Genomic DNA, 17,339 nt, shown 5'->3' on the forward strand with positions numbered 1-17,339 from the left:
GCGGGGTGGTCAGGTGGGCTGGGGGCGGCCGAAGAGCAGGTCGTAGCCGGCGGGGAGCTGGAGCAGAATCTGGCCCAGCAGGTCCTCGCCGACTGCGTCGGCGACGGTGGACAGCACGGCGCTGACGTCCCAGGCCGCGGTCTGCTCGGTGGCGCCCTCGATCCACGCGGCGGTTGCGCGGACGAACCGCTCCGGGGGCAGCGGCTCGGCGCTCTGCAGTGGGTTGAGCAGGATCAGGGCGAACGCCTCAGGCAGGCGCGCCGCCAGCTGGGCGCGGACGTCGCCGACCAGGTGTGCGCCGAGGAGGGCGAGCACCACGCGGGCCGCGCGCTCGGCTTCCTCCAAAGTGTCGTACTCGCCACGTTCCTTCACGTGACCGAGGAACGCTTCGCGTCGCAGAGTCATGTCGGCCGTCACCCCTTTCTTCATCGGACGGCCCACGGGGGTGCGGAGGGCGGGTGAGGGGGAGACCAGGTGCTCGCCCTCCGCACCCGTCCGGCCGGTGTCAGCCGGAGATCTCCTTGCGGCCGGATCCGACGCCGATGGAGATCTTGCGGGGCTTGGCGCGCTCGGCGATCGGGATGCGCAGGGTGAGCACGCCCGCGTCGTAGTCGGCCTGGATGTGATCGGTGTCGAGGGTGTCGGCGAGCACGATCTGGCGGGAGAAGACACCCAGCGGCCGCTCGGACAACTCCATCTGCACGTCGTCGGCCTTCGCCACCGGCCGGCGCTCGGCCTTGACGGTGAGCATGTTCCGCTCGACGTCGATGTCGATCGCGTCCGCCGTGACGCCCGGAAGGTCGAAGGCCACCACGTACTCGTCGCCCTCGCGGTAGGCGTCCATCGGCATCGCCGACGGCCTCGACCAGGAGCCCGGGCCCATCAGCTGCTGTGTCAGCCGGTCCAGCTCACGGAAGGGGTCAGTGCGCATCAACATCGTGAAAACACCTCCAGCAGGTTCGGGCAGTTGCTGCCAATGCGCCTCACTGGCACCGTTGTAACATGTCATCCAATGGATGACAAGCACGATGTCGTCCATCCGACGACAAGGAGAGGGAGGTGTCCGTGAGCGCAGCCGACCAGCCGTCCACGACCAGCACGAATACCCACAGCCCGGTGTCGTTCCTCGCCGCCGCGGCGGCCCTGCACGCCATAGACGACGCCCTGCACGGCGCCCAGCGAGAGTCCCCGGACACCCGGGACGCGCCCGGCCCCGGGCCGGAGCAGGCGCTGGCCTCCCTGATGCTGCTGCGGCAGGTGCGCGAACAGCTCGCCGGATGGGAGACCGGCCTGATCGAAACCGCCCGCCACGCGGGAGCCAGCTGGGCCGACCTCGCCCACCCCCTCGGCGTCGCCAGCCGCCAGGCCGCCGAACGCCGCTACCTACGCGGCCGCCCCGGCCCCGCCGGAACCACCGGCGAACAACGCGTCCAGGCCACCCGCGGACGCCGCGCCGCCGAACGCACCACCGCCGCCTGGGCCCGCCACAACGCGGCCGACCTGCGCCGCATCGCCGGCCAGATCACCGCCCTCACCGACCTGCCCACCACAGCCCGCCTCCCGGTCAGCCAGCTCCACGCGGCCCTTGCCCACGACGACCCCGCCGAGCTCATCCGCCCCCTCAACGCCACCCGCCCCCACCTGACCACCACCCACCCCGACCTCGCCGGGCAACTCGACACCCTCACACCGCCCTGAACCCACCCGTTGCCCCAAGGCGTGCGCGTGCGGCCGCGTGGATGCGTTCGAGGCGGCGGCGGGTGGAGTCGGCTCGCCGCCCGTCGGCCAGGGGGCTGCTGGTCACCACGTGGTCGAGTACGTCCCAGCCGTCGTCGGCGGCGTTCGTGAGCGGGCTGCCGGGGGCGAGGAGGCGGTGCTCGACCGAGACGACGAGGGCGGGCAGTCCCACGGCGAGGTGGCTGTTGGTCCAGTCGCACTGCACCGCCGTGCCCACGAAGCCGCCTCCATGGACATGGACCACGAGTGGCAGGTCGGTTCGGGCCGCCGCTTCGTCGTCCCCCATCGGGGCCGGCCGGTACACCCGGACCGAGAGGTCGCGGCCGGGCAGCGCGATCTCCTGCCAGTCGATCGCGGCGCCGGGGTCCGGCTCTCCGAGGATCGCCCGCGCCGCGACAGAGGCCCGGAAGCGGTTCTCCGCGTCTCGGTAGGCGAGCAGTTCCTCGGCCGTGATCGCCTCGAAGTCCGGCTCCGGCGGCCGTGTCGCGGTAGTGGTCTCGCTCATGTCTCCCTCTCCCCTCCCGGCCGGATGCCGGGTGTGCCGTTGCGGTCGGACAGCGCGTTGCCCTCATTATGCACGCGGTGCGTGCATCACCAAGTGCATAAGTTAGGCTGGGTCTGGAGGAGAGGGACGAGAGGGGCGAGATGACTGGCCGAAGGCGATGGTCGACCGAGGAGATCCTGGACACGGCGGCGGAACTGCTGCGCACGAGCGACGCCGAGTCGTTCAGCGTGCGCAAACTTGCCGCAGCGCTCGGGACGGACTCCTCCAGCCTCTACCGGCACTTCCGCAACAAGACCGAACTGCTGCGCGCGGTCGCCGACCGAGTCCTGCTGGCCACCATGGACGGCTACCACCCCGAGGGCGACTGGAAGCAGCGCGTCACCGCCCTGGCCCTGCGCCTGCGCGAGACCTTCGGGGAGCAGCCCCAGCTCGCCGCGATCTGGGGACGCTATGGGTCCGGCGGCACCGGATCCCGGTTGGTCATGGAGGAGCTGCTGCAGGCCCTGCGCACGTCCGGCCTGCCCGACCAGGAGATTCCGGCGCGCTACCACCGCATCGTGATCCTCCTCGCCGCGCTGATCGCCTCCGAGGCCGGCATCAGCACCATCACCCCCGAGGAGTACGAACAAGGCATGGAGCAGTTCCGCGTCGCCGTGCTCGGCGCCGACCCCGAACGCTTCCCCGCCCTGGCCCACTTCGCCCGCGACATTCGCCCCCTCGGCGCAGACCGTCGCGCCGCGTTCGAAGAGATCCTCGCCGCCCAACTCGCCCACATCGAGGCCCAGATACCCTGACGTGCCGGATCGCCGGCCACGAAGCGGTCCGTCACCGCCGGGCCGGACTCGGAAGCGGATGTGCTCGTACCAGAGCGCAGAGAGCCTGGCCGTCGGACCGTCGGGCCTGGGGACTTCAGAGCGAGCCTGTCCAGCCGCCCGCCGACCGGGCAAGGGGCACTCCGGGCGCGGTACGCGGGCCGGGCGCCCTGGCCGCCGCCGCGGCTGCGGCCAATTCGAGGTGGGAGTTCATGTCCGACTCGAACCGGCCGTAGGGGTTCACATGGGTCCAGAACAGCGGGGACAGGGCCCGCCGGCCGGCTTCGGTGAGCCGCTTCTGCCACTTGGCGTGGACGGCGGCCGGAGCGGCGGATCAGCCCGGCGTGATCGCGCCCTCCGGCACTCCGAACCACTCCTCCAGCGCTTCCGCCAGCCCGGCCGTCGACGTCGGCGCCTGCGCCCCCGCGTCGGCCGCCCAGGCCGTGAAGCCGTCCGGCCGGACGAGGACCGCCGCCAGTTCCGGGCGGGACGGGCAGCCGGCCGTCAGGGTGTCGACGCGGCCGGCGTACCCCGCGGCGAGGGCCCGGAGCTCCGGGTCGTCGGTGAGGTCGAGCAGGAGCGCCCGTCCGCCGTGGAGGTGGTCCGCGAGGCGGCCGCCGTCGGTGAGTTCGAGGTCCGGGGTGCTACGGCCGGTCAGCGGGTGCTCGCCCGGCAGCTCGTACCGCACTCCGGCACCGTTGAGCCGCGCGGTGAGGTACGTGGTGCCCACGACCGTCGCCGCCAGGTCGCTGACGATCTCGCGCAGGGCCCGGGACTGCGGGTCCGGGCGCATGGCCGCGACCTGGGACCGGGTCCAGTCCAGGACCCACGCGCCGACCGGGTGCCGCTCGGAGGTGTACGTGTCCAGCAGCCCTTCCGGCGCCCGGCCGCCGATCACCGCGGCGAGCTTCCAGCCGAGGTTCATCGCGTCCCCGATTCCCAGGCTCAGCCCCTGGCTCCCGAACGCGGAGTGCACGTGTGCCGCGTCGCCCGCCAGCAGCACCCGGCCCTTGCGGTACTCGGTGACCTGGCGGGCGTGGTCGGTGAAGCGGGTCGCGGTCCGCACCCTGGTGATCGTGACGTCCACGCCGGATACGCGGCGCAGCCGCGCCTGGAGGTCCTCGGCGGTGACCCGCGCGTCCCGGTCGGCCGGCGGGCCGTCGAACTCCACGGTGACGACGCGGCCCGGCATCGGCCCGTAGGCGTACACCCCGGTGTCCGTGGCGGTCCAGCCGACCTTCAGGTCCTCGGCGCCGGTCATCTCCACGACCGCCTGGTGACAGGTGATCTCCGGGTCCGTACCGGGAAATTCGAACCCTGCGAGCTTGCGGACCGCGCTGCGGCCGCCGTCGCAGCCCACGAGCCAGCCGGCGCGTACGGCCCCGTGGCTGGTCCGCACGGTGACGGCCTCCTCGTCCGCGTCGAAGCCGGTCAGCTCCACTCCCCTGCGCACGTCGACGCCGAGCTCGTCCGCCCGCCCGCCGAGCAGCCGCTCGATGTCCTGCTGCGTCACGAGAGCGATCTCGGCGGCGGGTCCGGCGTCGCCGAGGCCCGGCTCCGTACGGTCGACCAGGTCGGCGCGCAGCATGATCCCGGCGAAGTGCCCGACGAAACCGAGCCCTTGGCCCGCGGCCCCGGCTCCTTCCCCGCCGTTCCGCTCGCGTATGAACGCCTGGAAGCGGTCCATCGCCTGCCGCTGCACCTCGGCCAGCGCGGGCAGCATGCCCCGGCGGTAGAGCGCCTCGGCGCTGGGCGTGGTGATCGCCCCGCCCTTGATCGTCGGGTTCACGTCGGTGAGGCGCTCCAGGACGGCCACCCGCGCGCCTCCGAGCCGGAGCTCGCAAGCCAGCATCAGTCCGACCGGGCCGCCTCCGGCCACCACTACGTCATAGTCCATGGCGCCCACTATGACCGAGGGTCAAAAAGGCCCATTCACCGCCCTGACCCGCCACAATAGGCGCCTCGATGTCAAGGGGCCGGCCCCGCGAGGAGGGACGGGAAGGGGGCCGTACGCGCTCCTCCTCAGCTACCTCACCCGCCCCCGCCGGCAGGCGGGCGGGCAGTAGCGCGACGTCCCATCGGCTACGCCCGTTGCTCGGCCCTCGGACAGGAACTCGACTCCCAGCTCGACGTGCTCAGCAAGCACGGCATCCCCCGGGACAAGATCTTCAGCGAGAAGATCAGCACCCACGTCCGCGTACGGCCCGCCTTCGAGGAGGCACTGAGGACCGCGCGGGAGGTCAAGGCACACGCCCCGCACTGCCGGGTCATCCTCACCGCCTGCGAAGGCGCTTGTCGTCCGGGCGCCGTAGCCACCGCACGCCGTTACGTCAGGACGTCAGCGCACAGTGGGGCTGCGGTCACCGACGGCCGTCGATACCGAGGTCGGCGAGCAGGCCACGGATGCGCTGTTCGATCTCGTCGCGGATGGGGCGTACAGCGTCGACGCCCTGACCGGCGGGGTCGTTCAGCTTCCAGTCCAGGTATCGCTTGCCAGGGAAGATGGGGCAGGCGTCGCCACAGCCCATGGTGATAACGACGTCGGACGCCTGGACGGCCTCGGTGGTCAGCAGCTTCGGCGTCTGGGCCGAGAGGTCGATGCCGACCTCTCGCATCGCCTCGACCACGGCCGGGTTGACCCTCTCGGCCGGGGCCGACCCGGCGGAGCGGACCTCGACACGGTCGCCGCCGAGGTGGGCGAGGAAAGCGGCACCCATCTGGGAACGGCCGGCGTTGTGGACGCACACGAACAGGATGGAGGGCTTGTTCTCAGACACGGGCGGACCCTTTCGGGCTGGCGGCCGGCAGGCCGGTGGCAGATGGGGGGAAGTAGCGCCGCGCGGCGAGCGCGACGTAGACGAGGCCGATGAGGACGGGGACCTCGATCAGGGGGCCGACGACTCCGGCGAGGGCCTGTCCGGAGGAGGCGCCGAAGGTGGCGATGGCGACCGCGATGGCCAGCTCGAAGTTGTTGCCCGCAGCGGTGAAGGCGAGCGTCGTGGCCCGCGGGTGGTCCAGGCCGGCGGCACGGCCGAGCGCCATCGACCCTGCCCACATGAGCGCGAAGTAGACCAGCAGCGGGAGCGCGATCCGCGCGACGTCGAGCGGCTGGGAGGTGATGGCGTCGCCCTGGAGGGCGAACAGCACGACGATCGTGAACAGCAGCCCGTACAGGGCGAACGGACCGAGGCGGGGGATCAGCTTCGTCTCGTACCAGGTGCGTCCCTTGGCCTTCTCGCCCAGGCGGCGGGTGAGGTATCCGGCGGCGAGCGGGATGCCGAGGAAGATCAGCACACTGCGGGCGATCTCCCACACCGACACATCGAGCGCGGTCTGCTCCAGGCCGAGCCGGCCGGGCAGGACGGAGAGGTAGAACCAGCCGAGGCCGGCGAAGGCGATCACCTGGAAGACGCTGTTGAGCGCCACGAGGACGGCGGCGGCCTCGCGGTCACCGCAGGCGAGGTCGTTCCAGATGATGACCATGGCGATGCAGCGGGCAAGCCCGACGATGATCAGGCCGGTGCGGTACGCGGGCAGGTCCGGCAGGAACAGCCAAGCCAGGGCGAACATCACCGCAGGGCCGAGCACCCAGTTCAGCACCAGTGACGGCACGAGCAGGCGGCGGTCGCGGGTAACGGTGTCGAGGCGGTCGTAGCGGACCTTGGCCAGCACCGGGTACATCATCACCAGCAGGCCGAGCGCGATCGGCAGCGAGACACCGGTGACGGTGACCTTCGCCAGCGCGTCCCCCAGTCCGGGGACGAGACGGCCGAGACCGAGGCCGGCGCCCATCGCGGCGAGGATCCACACAGCCAGGTAGCGGTCGAGGAAGGACAGCCGGGCCGCCAACGGCGCGGTGGCCGGGCCGGTCACGACAGGGCCTCGGTGGGCTCGGGGAGGGGCTCGCCGGCAGGGCGGGTGAGGATCGCGGCGAGCCGGTCGGTCATCTCCGGCAGCAGTCGGTAGTACACCCACGTCCCCCGCCGCTCGGAGGCGATCAGCCCGGCCTCGCGCAGGAGCTTGAGGTGGTGGGAGATCGTCGGCTGCGAGAGGTCGAAGGCGGGGGTCAGGTCACAGACACACACCTCACCGCCGGCGCGTGAGGCGATCATCGACAGCAGCCGCAGCCGCACCGGATCACCCAGGGCTTTGAAGACCTTGGCCAGCTCGACGGCCTGGTCCTCGGCGAGCGGCGCGGTCAGCAGCCCGGGGCAGCAGCCGCCGGGCCCGTCCTGCCCCAGCACCACGAATTCTTGATTCGACATATCTCTATGTTGACGCCTATCGATTCAAGGCGCAACCTTGAATCGAAGTCGATCGATACAAGCACATCGAGGAGACCGTCATGTCCCGTGTTCAGCTCGCGCTCAACGTCGCCGACCTTGAAGCGTCGGTGACCTTCTACTCCAAGCTCTTCGGTGTCGAGCCCACGAAGCGCCGCCCTGGCTACGCGAACTTCGCCATCGCCGAGCCACCGCTGAAGCTCGTCCTCATCGAGGGCGAATCCGGCCAGGACACCCGCCTGGACCACCTCGGCATCGAGGTCGGGAACACCGATCAGGTCACGGCCGCGACCGAACGGCTGAAGGAAGCCGGCCTGGCGACGTTCGAAGAGAACGACACCTCCTGCTGCTACGCACTCCAGGACAAGGTCTGGATCCAGGGCCCCGGCCGCGAACCCTGGGAGGTCTACGTCGTCAAGGTCGACGCCGACCAGCTGGGTAAGAGCCCTGCCGTGGTGGGCGACGCCGCAGCCTGCTGCACCCGGAATGGGTAATGAGCGACTCCTGGCACCTAACCTGCTGCTGAACGAAGTCTCCTCCGAAAGTCAGTGCGTGCAGTGCTTTACTCGGCGGCCGGATCAGCGGCATCATCCGGCCTCGGTTGAGGGAGCGTGCTGGTGGCGTTGGTGTGCACGCGCCGGAGCACGTGGGGGAGCATGGTCTCGGCGATGCCGTGGATCGTGCCGTCGGTGTGCAGCAGTTCCATGATCGGCACGTCTTGGTCGATGTAGACGCGGAAGCGGGCGAGGACCTCCATGGCGAGGAGGGAGTCCATGCCGTACTGCTGGAGAGGCCGGTTGCGGTCGATGTCCTCGGGCGGCAGGTGAAGGGTTTCGGAGATCACGGCGGCAAGCATGTCCTCGATGAGGGCGAGCGCTTCCGGCGGAGTGGCGGTGGCGAGGCGCCGGCGGACGGCTTCGAGGTGCCATTCGTCGCCGGCGATTTCCGGGGGGCGTACGGCGGCGAAGCGGGGGCTGGCCAAGGAAGGACAGACGGCGCCCAAACGGTGCCAGTCGACGCGGCCGAACGCCGACCCCTCCGAGCCGTTGGAAAGATGGCCCGCCAGAGCGTCGAGCGCGTCGTCGGGATCGACCGGTGCGGCGCCCATGCTGGTGAGTGCGCCGGTCAGTTGGTTACGGGCGACGTATCCGACGCGGTCGATGGCGCCCCAGATCATGAACGTCCCGGGGCGGCCTGCTGCTCGGCGGGCGCGCACGAGGGCTTCCATGGTGAGGTTGGCGGCGGCGTAGCCGGCCTGGTGCATGAAGCCTGCGGTGGCGCTGATCGAGGAGTAGACGACGAAGTCGGTTCGTGGGCAGGCGGCGTTCAGTTGGAGCGCGCCGCCCCATTTGGGGGCGATGATGGCGTGGAGCTGGTCATCGGTGAGTTCGGTCAGCGGGTGGTCGTCGATGTGCATGGCGGCGTGGATGACGCCGCGCAGCGGGTGAGGGCCGGCCTGGAGTTGTTCCAGTAGTGGCTGCATGGTGTGCGGGTCACTGACGTCGGCGGTGTGCGCTGTGGCCTGTGCGCCTTGTGTGCGCAGTTCTTCGAGCAAGCCGGGTGCTTCGGGAGCTTCGTGGCCTCGGCGGCTCACCAGGGCGAGGTGGCGTGCGCCGTGGCGGACCAGTGTGCGGGCCGTGTGCGCGCCCAGGCCGCTCAGGCCGCCGCTGATGAGGTAGGTGCCCTCGGGGTCCAGTCGCAGGGGACGGGGGGCGGGCTCGACGGGCACGGGGTCGTTGAAGGTGATGACGACCTTGCCGGTGTGCTTGGAGTGCTGCATGAGGCGGAAGGCGTCGGTAATGCGGTGGGCGGGGTAGCACAGGCGGGGCAGCGGCGGGTAGGTGCCGTCGTGGACAGCGGTGCAGATCTCGTCGAAGACGGTGGTGGCCAGTTCGGGGTTCTGCCACAGCAGGTTGGCGGCGTCCACCACGCACAGCGTGGCGTTCGCGGCCAGGGGCTTGAGCAGGATGCGCTGGTTGGCGTAGACGTCGCGTTTGCCGAGTTCGATGAACCGGCCGCCGGATGCGAGGAGTTCGCGGGAGCGAGACGCCGCTTCGCCGCTGAGGGTGTTGAGGATCACGTCGGCTCCGCGGCCGGCGGTGTAGGTGCGGATGTCGTCGGCGAACGTCAGCCGACGTGAGTCGGTGACGTAGTCGGCGCAGAGGGCTTCCGCGAGATCGCGTTTGGCGGGGGTACCGGCGGTGGCGAGGACGCGGGCTCCGACCAGGCGCGCGTAGAGGACGGCGGCGAGGCCCACGCCTCCGGCCACGCCATGGATGAGGAGGGTTTCGTCCTTCTTCAGGTGTGCGAGGTTCTTGAGGCTGTGGTGGACGGTGAAGTAGGCCACCGACAGTGTGGCCGCCTCCTCGAAGGTCATGCCCGCCGGCATACGCCGCACGGCGGTGGCACGCGTGCGTACGTGGGAGGCGAAGGCGCCCGGGAAGGCGCCGAAGACCCGCTCGCCGACGGCGAAGTCCTCCACCTCGCTGCCTACGGCGGTGATGACGCCGGCTCCTTCGAGTCCCAGGATCTCCTCCGAGGGGACTCCGTCCTCGGCCACCGGGGGCAGCAGCCCTGTGACGACCATGATGTCCCGGTAGTTCAGAGCTGCCGCCCGTACCGCGATCACCACGTCTTCCGGCCCCGGGCGGGGCGGGTCGCATTCGGTCCACCTCAGGGTGTACCCCAGTCCCTGGTCCTTCAGCGCTACCCGGTAGGGGAGGTCGTCGTCCGGTGTGACCTGTACACAGGGCGGTGGGGTGTGCAGGGCGCGGGGTACGAACCGGCCGCCCTGTGTCAGGGCGATCTCGTCTTCTTCCGCCGCACCCTCGGGAGCTGCCGCCAGGAGTTCGTGCGCCAGTCGTGCGGCATCCGCCGTGAGGTCGGTTCCCCGGTCGAGGGAGATGCGGCGCACGGGCACGGTGATCTCGTTGGCGAGTGTGCGGGCGGCTCCCCAGGCCGCTGCCTGGCCGGGGAAGGCGGGCCGTTCCGGCGCGGGCAACACTCCGGTGGGATGGGTGAGCAGGACCAGGCGGCGTACCGTGACGGTGCCGTCGGCTTTGAGGGCTTGCGCGAAGGACCGTAGGGCGGCGACGCGGCGGACGGCCAGCTCGGTACAGGCCGCGGGGTCCTGTCCGGCTTCCTCGTCCGCGTCACTGCCCAGGATCAGCACGACGGCCGCGTCCGGTGTGCGCTCCAACGCGGCCCGCCATTCGGCCGGGCCGCACGGGCAGGGCACGACCTCTGTAGTGGCGCGTCCCGCTGTCGCCAGTTCGCCGGCCGTCAGGATGGCGAGAGGTTCCTGCGCGGGGGTTTCGGTGACCAGGAGCCAGCCCGCGGCATCCGCTGCGCCACGTCCCGCGGCATCCGCTGGGCCGGAAGGGGTCGTCAGGATCGGGGTGGCGGCCGGTGAAGTGCGGCTGAGCAGCAGTGAAGCCTGTTCGTGCAAGGGACCGGTCGACGCCCCTTGCTGGATGGTGTCGTGGAATCCGCTGTCAGCCAGGACCTGGGGCCATTGGGCACGGGGGATGAGGATGTGGTCCGGGCGCAGATCGGTGTCCCGGGGGTTCCAGAACTCCGGCAGTGCTCCGAACAGCAGCGCCAGCAGCTCGGGGTTGTGCGCTTCCAGGGCCAGCAGGTGACCACCGGGGACGAGCAGGCGGGTCAGGTGCCGCAGTGACGCCCGCACGTCTGCGACGGCGTGGAGGGCGAAGCCTGCCACCACCATGTCGAAGGAATGGGGGGTGAAGCCCTGCTCCACCGGGTCGGCGTTCAGGTCCAGTGTCCGGTAGGTCACGTGGTCGCCGTAGGTGTCGAACCGGGCTTGGGCTGCGGGGAAGAACGCAGCGGAGATGTCGGTGAAGACGTAGCAGCCACGCTCGTCCAGCAGAGGCAGGAGATGTGCGGTCAGCCCGCCCGTGCCGCCGCCGACCTCGAGGATGCGCAGGGGCCGGTCAGCGGGCCGGCTGCGGAGCAGCGCACTCAGCAAGTGAGCGGCCATGCGGTTGTAGAAGCGGGGGCCGGAGTCGATGTCGTAGTACTGCTCGATGGTCTCCGCTCCGCTGTCCTGGAACAGCAGTTCCAGCGGTTTGCGCTTCCCCGTGAGGACGTCCCGCAGATGGAGCCCGCTGGAGAGGTTGAGAATCACGGACGGCAGGAAGTCGCTCGTGCGCACCAGGTGTTGGATCGTGGGCTTCACAGCCGTCCTCAGCCGGCGCCATCGCCCGCCTTCTTCGGCCAGGATCCCTGCTTCCACCGCCATGTCCGCCAGAAGACGCACCAGTTTTTCGTGCTGCGGCAGCACCCCGGCCGCGAGCAGGTCATCGAAGGTGAAGGTGTCCCACTGCCCGGGCAGCAGCTGCGCCAGGGCGGTGGACACCCCGTACGCCGTGAGCTCCTTGCGCACGGCATCGGCGTCCGCGGCCGCCTCCACACGCAGCTCTTCGCGCAGACGCGTCAGGTCCGAGGCGGCCGCGGCAACGACCTGCGCGGGGGCGGGCGGGATCCATGGCGGAGCGGGCTGGCCGGGCAGCGGCGCCGCCCGCATCACCCATGAGTATTGCTCGCCCCGGTCGGTGGATGACAGGGCTACGCGCTGAAGGCGGCAGCCGGTCAGCTCCATCGCCACCGCGCCGTCCTCACCGAGGACAGTGACGTCCCAGACGATTTCACGCGGTGTGCGGGAGCGCTGCCGCACATAGGCCAGCCCCTGATCGGCCGGCCTCGCCCAGTACCGGACGCGGTCGAACCCGGATGGCAGATACCCTGCCTCCCCCTCCCGCAGCACCAGCTGGGCGCCCGCCTGCAGCGCACCGTCCAAGAGGGCGGGGTGCACCAGATAGCCGCCGTAGCCGTCGTCGGGCAACGCGCAGTGGTAGGCCGCGACGACCTCTGACCGGCCCACCCGCAACTCACGCAGCACCTGGCAGGCCGGACCGTAGAACAACCCTCCGGCGGCCAGCTCGGCGTAGAGCTCCGCAGCGTCGAGGCGGGAGGTCATCCGCTCCCGCAAGGCCACCGGGTCTGCCGCCTCCGGTCGGGGTGCGGTCAGCCGCTGGACCCTTCCCCGCGCGTGCAACCGCCAGCCGCCGCCGGCGCGACTGGCGATACGGAGGACGCCGTCCTCATCGGACAGGGACGTCGTCAGGAGGACGTCCGCCGGGGAGTCCCAGGGCACGGGCAGACCTCGGACGATCTGCAAGTCCGTGATCTCCACCGGACCGGCGAGCGCCTCCCGCCCCGCGGCCAGTGCCATCTCGATGTAGCCGGTGGCCGGCATCACCACCGCGCCGCCGACGCGGTGGTCGGCCAGCCAGGGAGTGCGCGTACGCTCCACCGCGGTGTGCCAGACGGGCTCCAGCACCGGAGCGCGTTCACCCAGCAACGGGTGGACCAGAACGCCGTCGCCACTGGTACGGATCCAGTGCTCCGGGGTGCCGTTCCAGTACCGTTCGCGCTGCCAGGGGTAGGTCGGCAGGTCCGCGACCGCGCCCGGCCGGGTGAAGAAGCGGTCGGTGCGCTCGAGGGCGCAGGTGTCCGCCGCCAGGAGCCGAGCTGCCGCCCGGCGTACCTGTTCTACGGCGCTTCCTTGCCGCTGCATGCAGGGGACGACGGGGATCTGTCCGCTCTGCGCATCGGTGATGATCCGCGTCACCGATGCGGTGAGGGCCGGTTGGGGAGCGATGACCACCACCGCTGCCGCCCCGGCGCGCACCGATCGCCCGAGGGCGTCGGCGAACCGGACCGGGCGCCGGGCGTTGTGCCACCAGTAGCGTGCATCCAGCTCACCGGCGCCGACCGGCTCACCGGTCACGGTCGAGTACATCGGCACCTGCGGCGTCCCGGCGACCAGTTCCGTCAGCCCCCGGAGGAGCGGCTGCTCGATCACGTCCATGGCGGCACTGTGGAAGGCGTGATCGATGTCCAGCTCACGAAACGGCACGCCCCGGCCGGCCAGCACCTCCCCCAGTTCCCGTACCGCGTCCACCGGGCCGGAAACGGTCACGTCCCTGGGCCCATTGACCGCCGCAAGTTCCAGATGCCCGTCGAAGGGGGTCAGAAGCTCCCGTGCTTCCCGCTCGTCCAGGCCGAGCGCGGCCATCCTTCCCGAGCCTGCCGTCACGGCCTGGGCCCGGCTGCGCTCGGCGACCACACGCGCGGCCTCCGCCAGGCCCAGGGCCCCGCCGGCGTACGCCGCCGCCACCTCTCCGACGCTGTGCCCCACCACGGCCGACGGTCGCACGCCCTGCTCTTCCAGCAGTGCGGTCAGACCCACCTGCAACGCGAACAGGGCCGGCTGCGCGAAGGCGTTGACCGACATCCGCTCGGCCGCGGTGCTTCCCTCGCCCGCGGTGTCGGCCAGCAGCTCGGCCACCGACCAGCCCAGCAGCGGTCGCAGATGCGTGTCGGCCTCCTCCACTGCCGCTCTGAAGACCGCTTCCTCCGCCATCAGGGCGGCCCCCATGCCCGGCCACTGCGTGCCGTTGCCGCTGAAGACGAACACCACCCCGGCAGCCCGCTCCCGCTCCACATGTGCCTCGGCAGCGGCCAACACCTCCTCATCGGCGGCCAGGGCGGACAGCTGCTCGGCCGCCTCCTGCGGGCCCGCGGCCAGCAACGCCACACGGCGCGGGTGCCGCCCCCGCCTGCGGGAAGCGGTCCAGCACACGTCGTAGAACTCCTTCTCATCCCCGACCTCGGCCATGCGGCCGGCGACCGCGCGGGCGGCGTCGGCCAATGCCGCCCGGGTGCGCGCCGAGACGACCAGCGGCAAAGGCCCGCCGACCGGGTCGGCGGCACATGGCTCCCGTGCGGGCGCGGCGGCCAGGACCACATGCGCGTTGGCGCCGCCGAAGCCGAAGCTGTTCACGCCCACCACCCCGCCCCCGGCCGCCGGTACCGCGCGCATGCCGGTGACCAGCTCCAGGTTGAGGCCGGTGAAGTCGATCTTCGGGCTCGGCGGGTCCCCGTGCAGCGAAGCCGGAATCCGGCGGTGCCGTAGCACCAGCATCGCCTTGAACAGCCCCGCCATCCCCGACGCCGGCTCACAGTGCCCGAGGTTGGTCTTCACCGACCCGAACAGCAAGGGCCCGCTGCTGCGCCGTGTCCCCAGCGCCTCGCCGATCGCACGGCACTCCTGAGGGTCGCCCACCGGTGTACCCGTCCCGTGCGCCTCGAGATACAGCACCTGGTCCGGCGTGACACCCGCCCGCTCGTACACCTCGCACAGCAGCCGCTGCTGCATCTCCGAGTCCGGCACCGTCATACCCCAGGTGCCGCCGTCACTGTTGGCCCCGCTCCCGGCGACGACGGCGTGCATGCGATCACCGTCGGCCACAGCGTCCCGCAGTCGCTTGAGCACCACCATCCCGCCGCCTTCGGCACGGACGTAGCCGTCCGCCTCGGCCGAGAACGCGGCGCAACGCCCGCGCGGGGAGAGCATGAGCGCCTGGGAGAAGCCGACGAAGTGGTACGGGCTCAGCAGCAGGTTGGCACCGCCCGCGAGTGCCACCCGGCTGCGACCTGAGCGCAGCGTCTCACACGCCTGATGGAACGCGACCAGGGAGGAGGAACAAGCGGTGTCCACCGCCATGCTGGGACCGCGCAGATCGAAGACGTACGACAGGCGGTTCGCCGCGATCGACAGGGCGGCGCCGCTCATGCTGTGCGGGGTGATCTGCTCCACCCGGCTGAACTGCAGCCCTCCGTAGGACATGTCACTGATCCCCACGAAGACCGCCGTGTCCGAACCGGCCAGACTCGCAGGGGCGATGGCCGCGTCGTCCAGCGCCTCCGCTGCCATCTCCAGCAGCATCCGCTGCTGCGGATCCATGTACGTCGCCTCACGAGGCGAGATGCCGAAGTACTCCGGGTCGAAACCAGCGACATCGTCCAGGTAGCCGCCCGCCATGGTGTAGGCCTTGCCCGGACGCTGCGGGGAGGGATCCACGAAACGCGCGGCATCCACACGATCCGCCGGCGGCACCTCGGAGATCAGGTCCTTTCCCTCTGCCAGGGCATCCCACAACCGGCCGAGATCGGTGATTCCCCCCGGCAGTCGGCAAGCTGCACCGACAATGGCCAGGGGAACCGAGGAATCAAAAACCGCGTTCGGGCACGGGGCCGCACCAGTCACCGATCACTCCCGTCGCCGATCAGGGCATTCGAGACTTGAGCCGCATGAGTGACTACCCGCGATAAATAGACTTAACGACCTAAAACGCTAATCCACCCCGCGAGGGGAATGAGTGAACGCTCGTCCAGCGAGACCGGCGCTCCTCCCTCCCTGGCTGCGATCTTCAGACCGCAGCCGGGCACCCCTTTGAGTGCCCTGGGGTGGCCGGACCTGCCGGACGAGACACTCCTGGGCGACGCGTGGACCGTACTCATCTATCGGCGGGTACGGCTCGGTGAACTCCCGCCGATCGTAGGCAAGTTGCCGAGATTGATCACAACTTCACACCGCCCTTAGCAAGCAAGGCGGCCAGTAATACCTGGTCCAGCCATTGCTCCGTACGCCCAGGCTGCAGTCATGGTGAACGGTGACGCTTCGTGGTGCGCTCGTGTGACTGAGCGCGGTACCGGGCACCGTTGGACAACTTCAACGCTCAGTTTCCGCGCGGCGGCACCCACGGGCTCAAGGTGGCGGGTGGAGGAGGCCTTCCAGACCGAGAAGGGGCTCGCCGGACTCGACGAGCACCAGGTCCGCCGCTTCGTCTCCTGGAGCCGCTGGGTCACCCTTGCCATGCTCGCCCACGCCTTCCTCGCTGCCGTCCGCGCCGACGAACACGCCCGGCACCCCGCCCTGGAGGAGCTGATCCCGCTCACCTGCAACAAGATCCAGCGCCTGTTCGTCGCCCTCGTCGTCCGACCCTTGCACGACGCCGCCCACCGGCTCGGCTGGTCCGACTGGCGGCGACGTCATCAGGCCCGGTCCCGAAGCCGGCTACTACCACCGGCAAGCCATGAACCAGACATGATGTGCCGAGCACGCTGGTTGGCAACTGCGCACCGCAGTTGGCGACTTCGGTGCTCAGCGGGCGAAGGGCATCTGTTCAGCCGAGGACCGCGGTGGCTTCGATCTCGACCAGGTGGTCGGGAACGTCCAGTGCCGCAACGCCCAGCAGCGTGGCCGGCGGGACCGGGGTGGTTCCCAGCTTTGCGGCCGCCCGGGAGATCCCCTCCAGGAGCGGGGGCATCTTGTCGGGAGTCCAGTCGACAACGTAGAAGGTCAGTCTTGCCACGTCGTCGAAGGAGCCACCGGCCTCGGCCAGGGCGGTGCCGATGTTGAGGTAGCACTGCTCGACCTGCGCGGCGAGGTTGCCTTCGCCGACCGTGATCCCCTCGGCGTCCCAGGCGACCTGTCCGGCGATGAAGACCAGCTTCGACCCAGTTGCGATCGAGACCTGCCGGTAGACATCGATCTCGGGCAATCCGCTGGGGTTCACCAGGGTGATGGCCATGCCGTCCGCCTCCTTGTCCGGGCATCGTGGGCCCGTGCTCGTCACTCCAGACCCTCGTGGTCTCTTGTGGTTACTCAGGAACCGCAAGAGAGTGGTCGCCGGCAGGGAAGAACGCACTTTTCAGTGACTGGGGAACCTGATGGTGACCAAACAGATCAAGGGCCGATCCGAGGAAGCGGACCTCAGGCGCGCGGACTCATTGGCGCGAGAGATCTTCTCCGACGTCGCCGACAAGTGGGCGTTCCTGATCATCGAGACTCTTGGTGAACGCACCCTGCGATTCAGCGAGCTGCGGAACGAGATCGAGGGCATTAGCCACAAGATGCTCACTCAGAACCTGCGCATGCTGGAGCGCAACGGCCTGGTCGAGCGCAGCGTGCACCCCACCGTCCCGCCGCATGTCGAATACACCCTCACCGAGCCGGGCCAGGGCCTACGCGCAACCGTCGACGGAATGTGCGACTGGACCCACCGGTACTTCGGCCACATCGAGGCCGCCCGCCACCGCTTCGAAGCCTGACGGCTGATCACGATATACAGC

The 17,339-nt window shown here is 70.4% G+C and carries 12 protein-coding genes and 3 pseudogenes; 6 read left to right on the forward strand and 9 right to left on the reverse strand.

The window, feature by feature from the left end; translation table 11 throughout:
• Nucleotides 1–9: 9 nt before the first annotated feature.
• Both J1792_RS24990 and J1792_RS24995 read right to left on the reverse strand, forming a co-directional pair.
• Entirely contained in the window at nucleotides 10–405 is a 396-nt protein-coding gene (locus J1792_RS24990; protein WP_086570441.1) for a DUF2267 domain-containing protein, read from the reverse strand.
• Between the two features lie 100 nt (nucleotides 406–505).
• On the reverse strand, nucleotides 506–937 hold the full coding sequence (locus J1792_RS24995; protein ID WP_207248260.1) for an Hsp20/alpha crystallin family protein: 432 nt from the start codon (nucleotides 935–937) through the stop codon (nucleotides 506–508).
• A gap of 128 nt (nucleotides 938–1,065) precedes the next feature.
• Between J1792_RS24995 and J1792_RS25000 the strand changes: the two genes are divergently transcribed.
• The gene (locus J1792_RS25000) at nucleotides 1,066–1,698 is read left to right on the forward strand and encodes a type III effector protein (protein WP_207248261.1); all 633 of its coding nucleotides are present in this window, start codon (nucleotides 1,066–1,068) and stop codon (nucleotides 1,696–1,698) included.
• 103 nt (nucleotides 1,699–1,801) lie between these two features.
• Here the strand turns inward: J1792_RS25000 and J1792_RS25005 are convergent.
• A pseudogene (locus tag J1792_RS25005) lies at nucleotides 1,802–2,242 on the reverse strand (alpha/beta hydrolase); the annotation flags it as partial.
• 140 nt (nucleotides 2,243–2,382) lie between these two features.
• Between J1792_RS25005 and J1792_RS25010 the strand changes: the two are divergent.
• Nucleotides 2,383–3,036: a TetR/AcrR family transcriptional regulator gene (locus J1792_RS25010; RefSeq protein ID WP_086574441.1), complete on the forward strand. Its 654-nt coding sequence runs from the start codon at nucleotides 2,383–2,385 to the stop codon at nucleotides 3,034–3,036.
• A 352-nt stretch (nucleotides 3,037–3,388) separates the two neighbouring features.
• Here J1792_RS25010 and J1792_RS25015 read toward each other — a convergent pair whose 3' ends face one another.
• The gene (locus J1792_RS25015; protein ID WP_242646593.1) at nucleotides 3,389–4,951 is read right to left on the reverse strand and encodes an FAD-dependent oxidoreductase; all 1,563 of its coding nucleotides are present in this window, start codon (nucleotides 4,949–4,951) and stop codon (nucleotides 3,389–3,391) included.
• 234 nt (nucleotides 4,952–5,185) lie between these two features.
• Between J1792_RS25015 and J1792_RS35920 the strand changes: the two are divergent.
• Nucleotides 5,186–5,233 (forward strand): annotated as a pseudogene (locus J1792_RS35920) (hypothetical protein); the annotation flags it as partial.
• 181 nt (nucleotides 5,234–5,414) lie between these two features.
• Here the strand turns inward: J1792_RS35920 and J1792_RS25025 are convergent.
• Genes J1792_RS25025 through J1792_RS25035 form a run of 3 tightly spaced genes read right to left on the reverse strand, consistent with a single transcriptional unit; the run spans nucleotide 5,415 to nucleotide 7,319 of the window.
• Nucleotides 5,415–5,831 carry an arsenate reductase ArsC gene (locus J1792_RS25025; protein ID WP_086574437.1) on the reverse strand — a complete coding sequence of 139 codons (417 nt, stop codon included), beginning with the start codon at nucleotides 5,829–5,831 and terminating at the stop codon, nucleotides 5,415–5,417.
• Complete coding sequence (gene arsB, locus J1792_RS25030; RefSeq protein WP_307843086.1) at nucleotides 5,824–6,927, reverse strand: ACR3 family arsenite efflux transporter; 1,104 nt, start codon at nucleotides 6,925–6,927, stop codon at nucleotides 5,824–5,826. Before arsB ends, J1792_RS25025 begins: the two co-directional genes overlap by 8 nt.
• Nucleotides 6,924–7,319, reverse strand: a complete 396-nt coding sequence (locus tag J1792_RS25035) for an ArsR/SmtB family transcription factor (protein WP_086574433.1) — start codon at nucleotides 7,317–7,319, stop codon at nucleotides 6,924–6,926. The genes arsB and J1792_RS25035 overlap by 4 nt, the downstream gene beginning before the upstream one ends.
• A gap of 80 nt (nucleotides 7,320–7,399) precedes the next feature.
• On the opposite strand from J1792_RS25035, the gene J1792_RS25040 reads away from it, so the two are divergent.
• Nucleotides 7,400–7,831, forward strand: coding sequence for an ArsI/CadI family heavy metal resistance metalloenzyme (locus J1792_RS25040; protein WP_086574431.1), 432 nt, complete (start codon nucleotides 7,400–7,402; stop codon nucleotides 7,829–7,831).
• Between the two features lie 68 nt (nucleotides 7,832–7,899).
• Here the strand turns inward: J1792_RS25040 and J1792_RS25045 are convergent, their stop codons facing one another.
• A complete protein-coding gene (locus J1792_RS25045; RefSeq protein WP_207248262.1) occupies nucleotides 7,900–15,471 on the reverse strand; it encodes a type I polyketide synthase in 7,572 nt (2,523 codons plus the stop codon).
• A gap of 498 nt (nucleotides 15,472–15,969) precedes the next feature.
• On the opposite strand from J1792_RS25045, the pseudogene J1792_RS25050 reads away from it, so the two are divergent.
• Nucleotides 15,970–16,315: pseudogene (locus tag J1792_RS25050) on the forward strand (IS701 family transposase); the annotation flags it as partial.
• A 75-nt stretch (nucleotides 16,316–16,390) separates the two neighbouring features.
• On the opposite strand, the gene J1792_RS25055 reads toward J1792_RS25050, so the two are convergent.
• Nucleotides 16,391–16,798: a RidA family protein gene (locus J1792_RS25055; protein WP_086574427.1), complete on the reverse strand. Its 408-nt coding sequence runs from the start codon at nucleotides 16,796–16,798 to the stop codon at nucleotides 16,391–16,393.
• Nucleotides 16,799–16,937: 139 nt separating this feature from the next.
• On the opposite strand from J1792_RS25055, the gene J1792_RS25060 reads away from it, so the two are divergent.
• Nucleotides 16,938–17,318: a winged helix-turn-helix transcriptional regulator gene (locus J1792_RS25060; RefSeq protein WP_086574425.1), complete on the forward strand. Its 381-nt coding sequence runs from the start codon at nucleotides 16,938–16,940 to the stop codon at nucleotides 17,316–17,318.
• The last annotated feature ends 21 nt before the right edge of the window (nucleotides 17,319–17,339 follow it).

The organism is Streptomyces triculaminicus (assembly GCF_017349075.1).
In the GTDB taxonomy this organism is placed as follows: domain Bacteria; phylum Actinomycetota; class Actinomycetes; order Streptomycetales; family Streptomycetaceae; genus Streptomyces; species Streptomyces triculaminicus.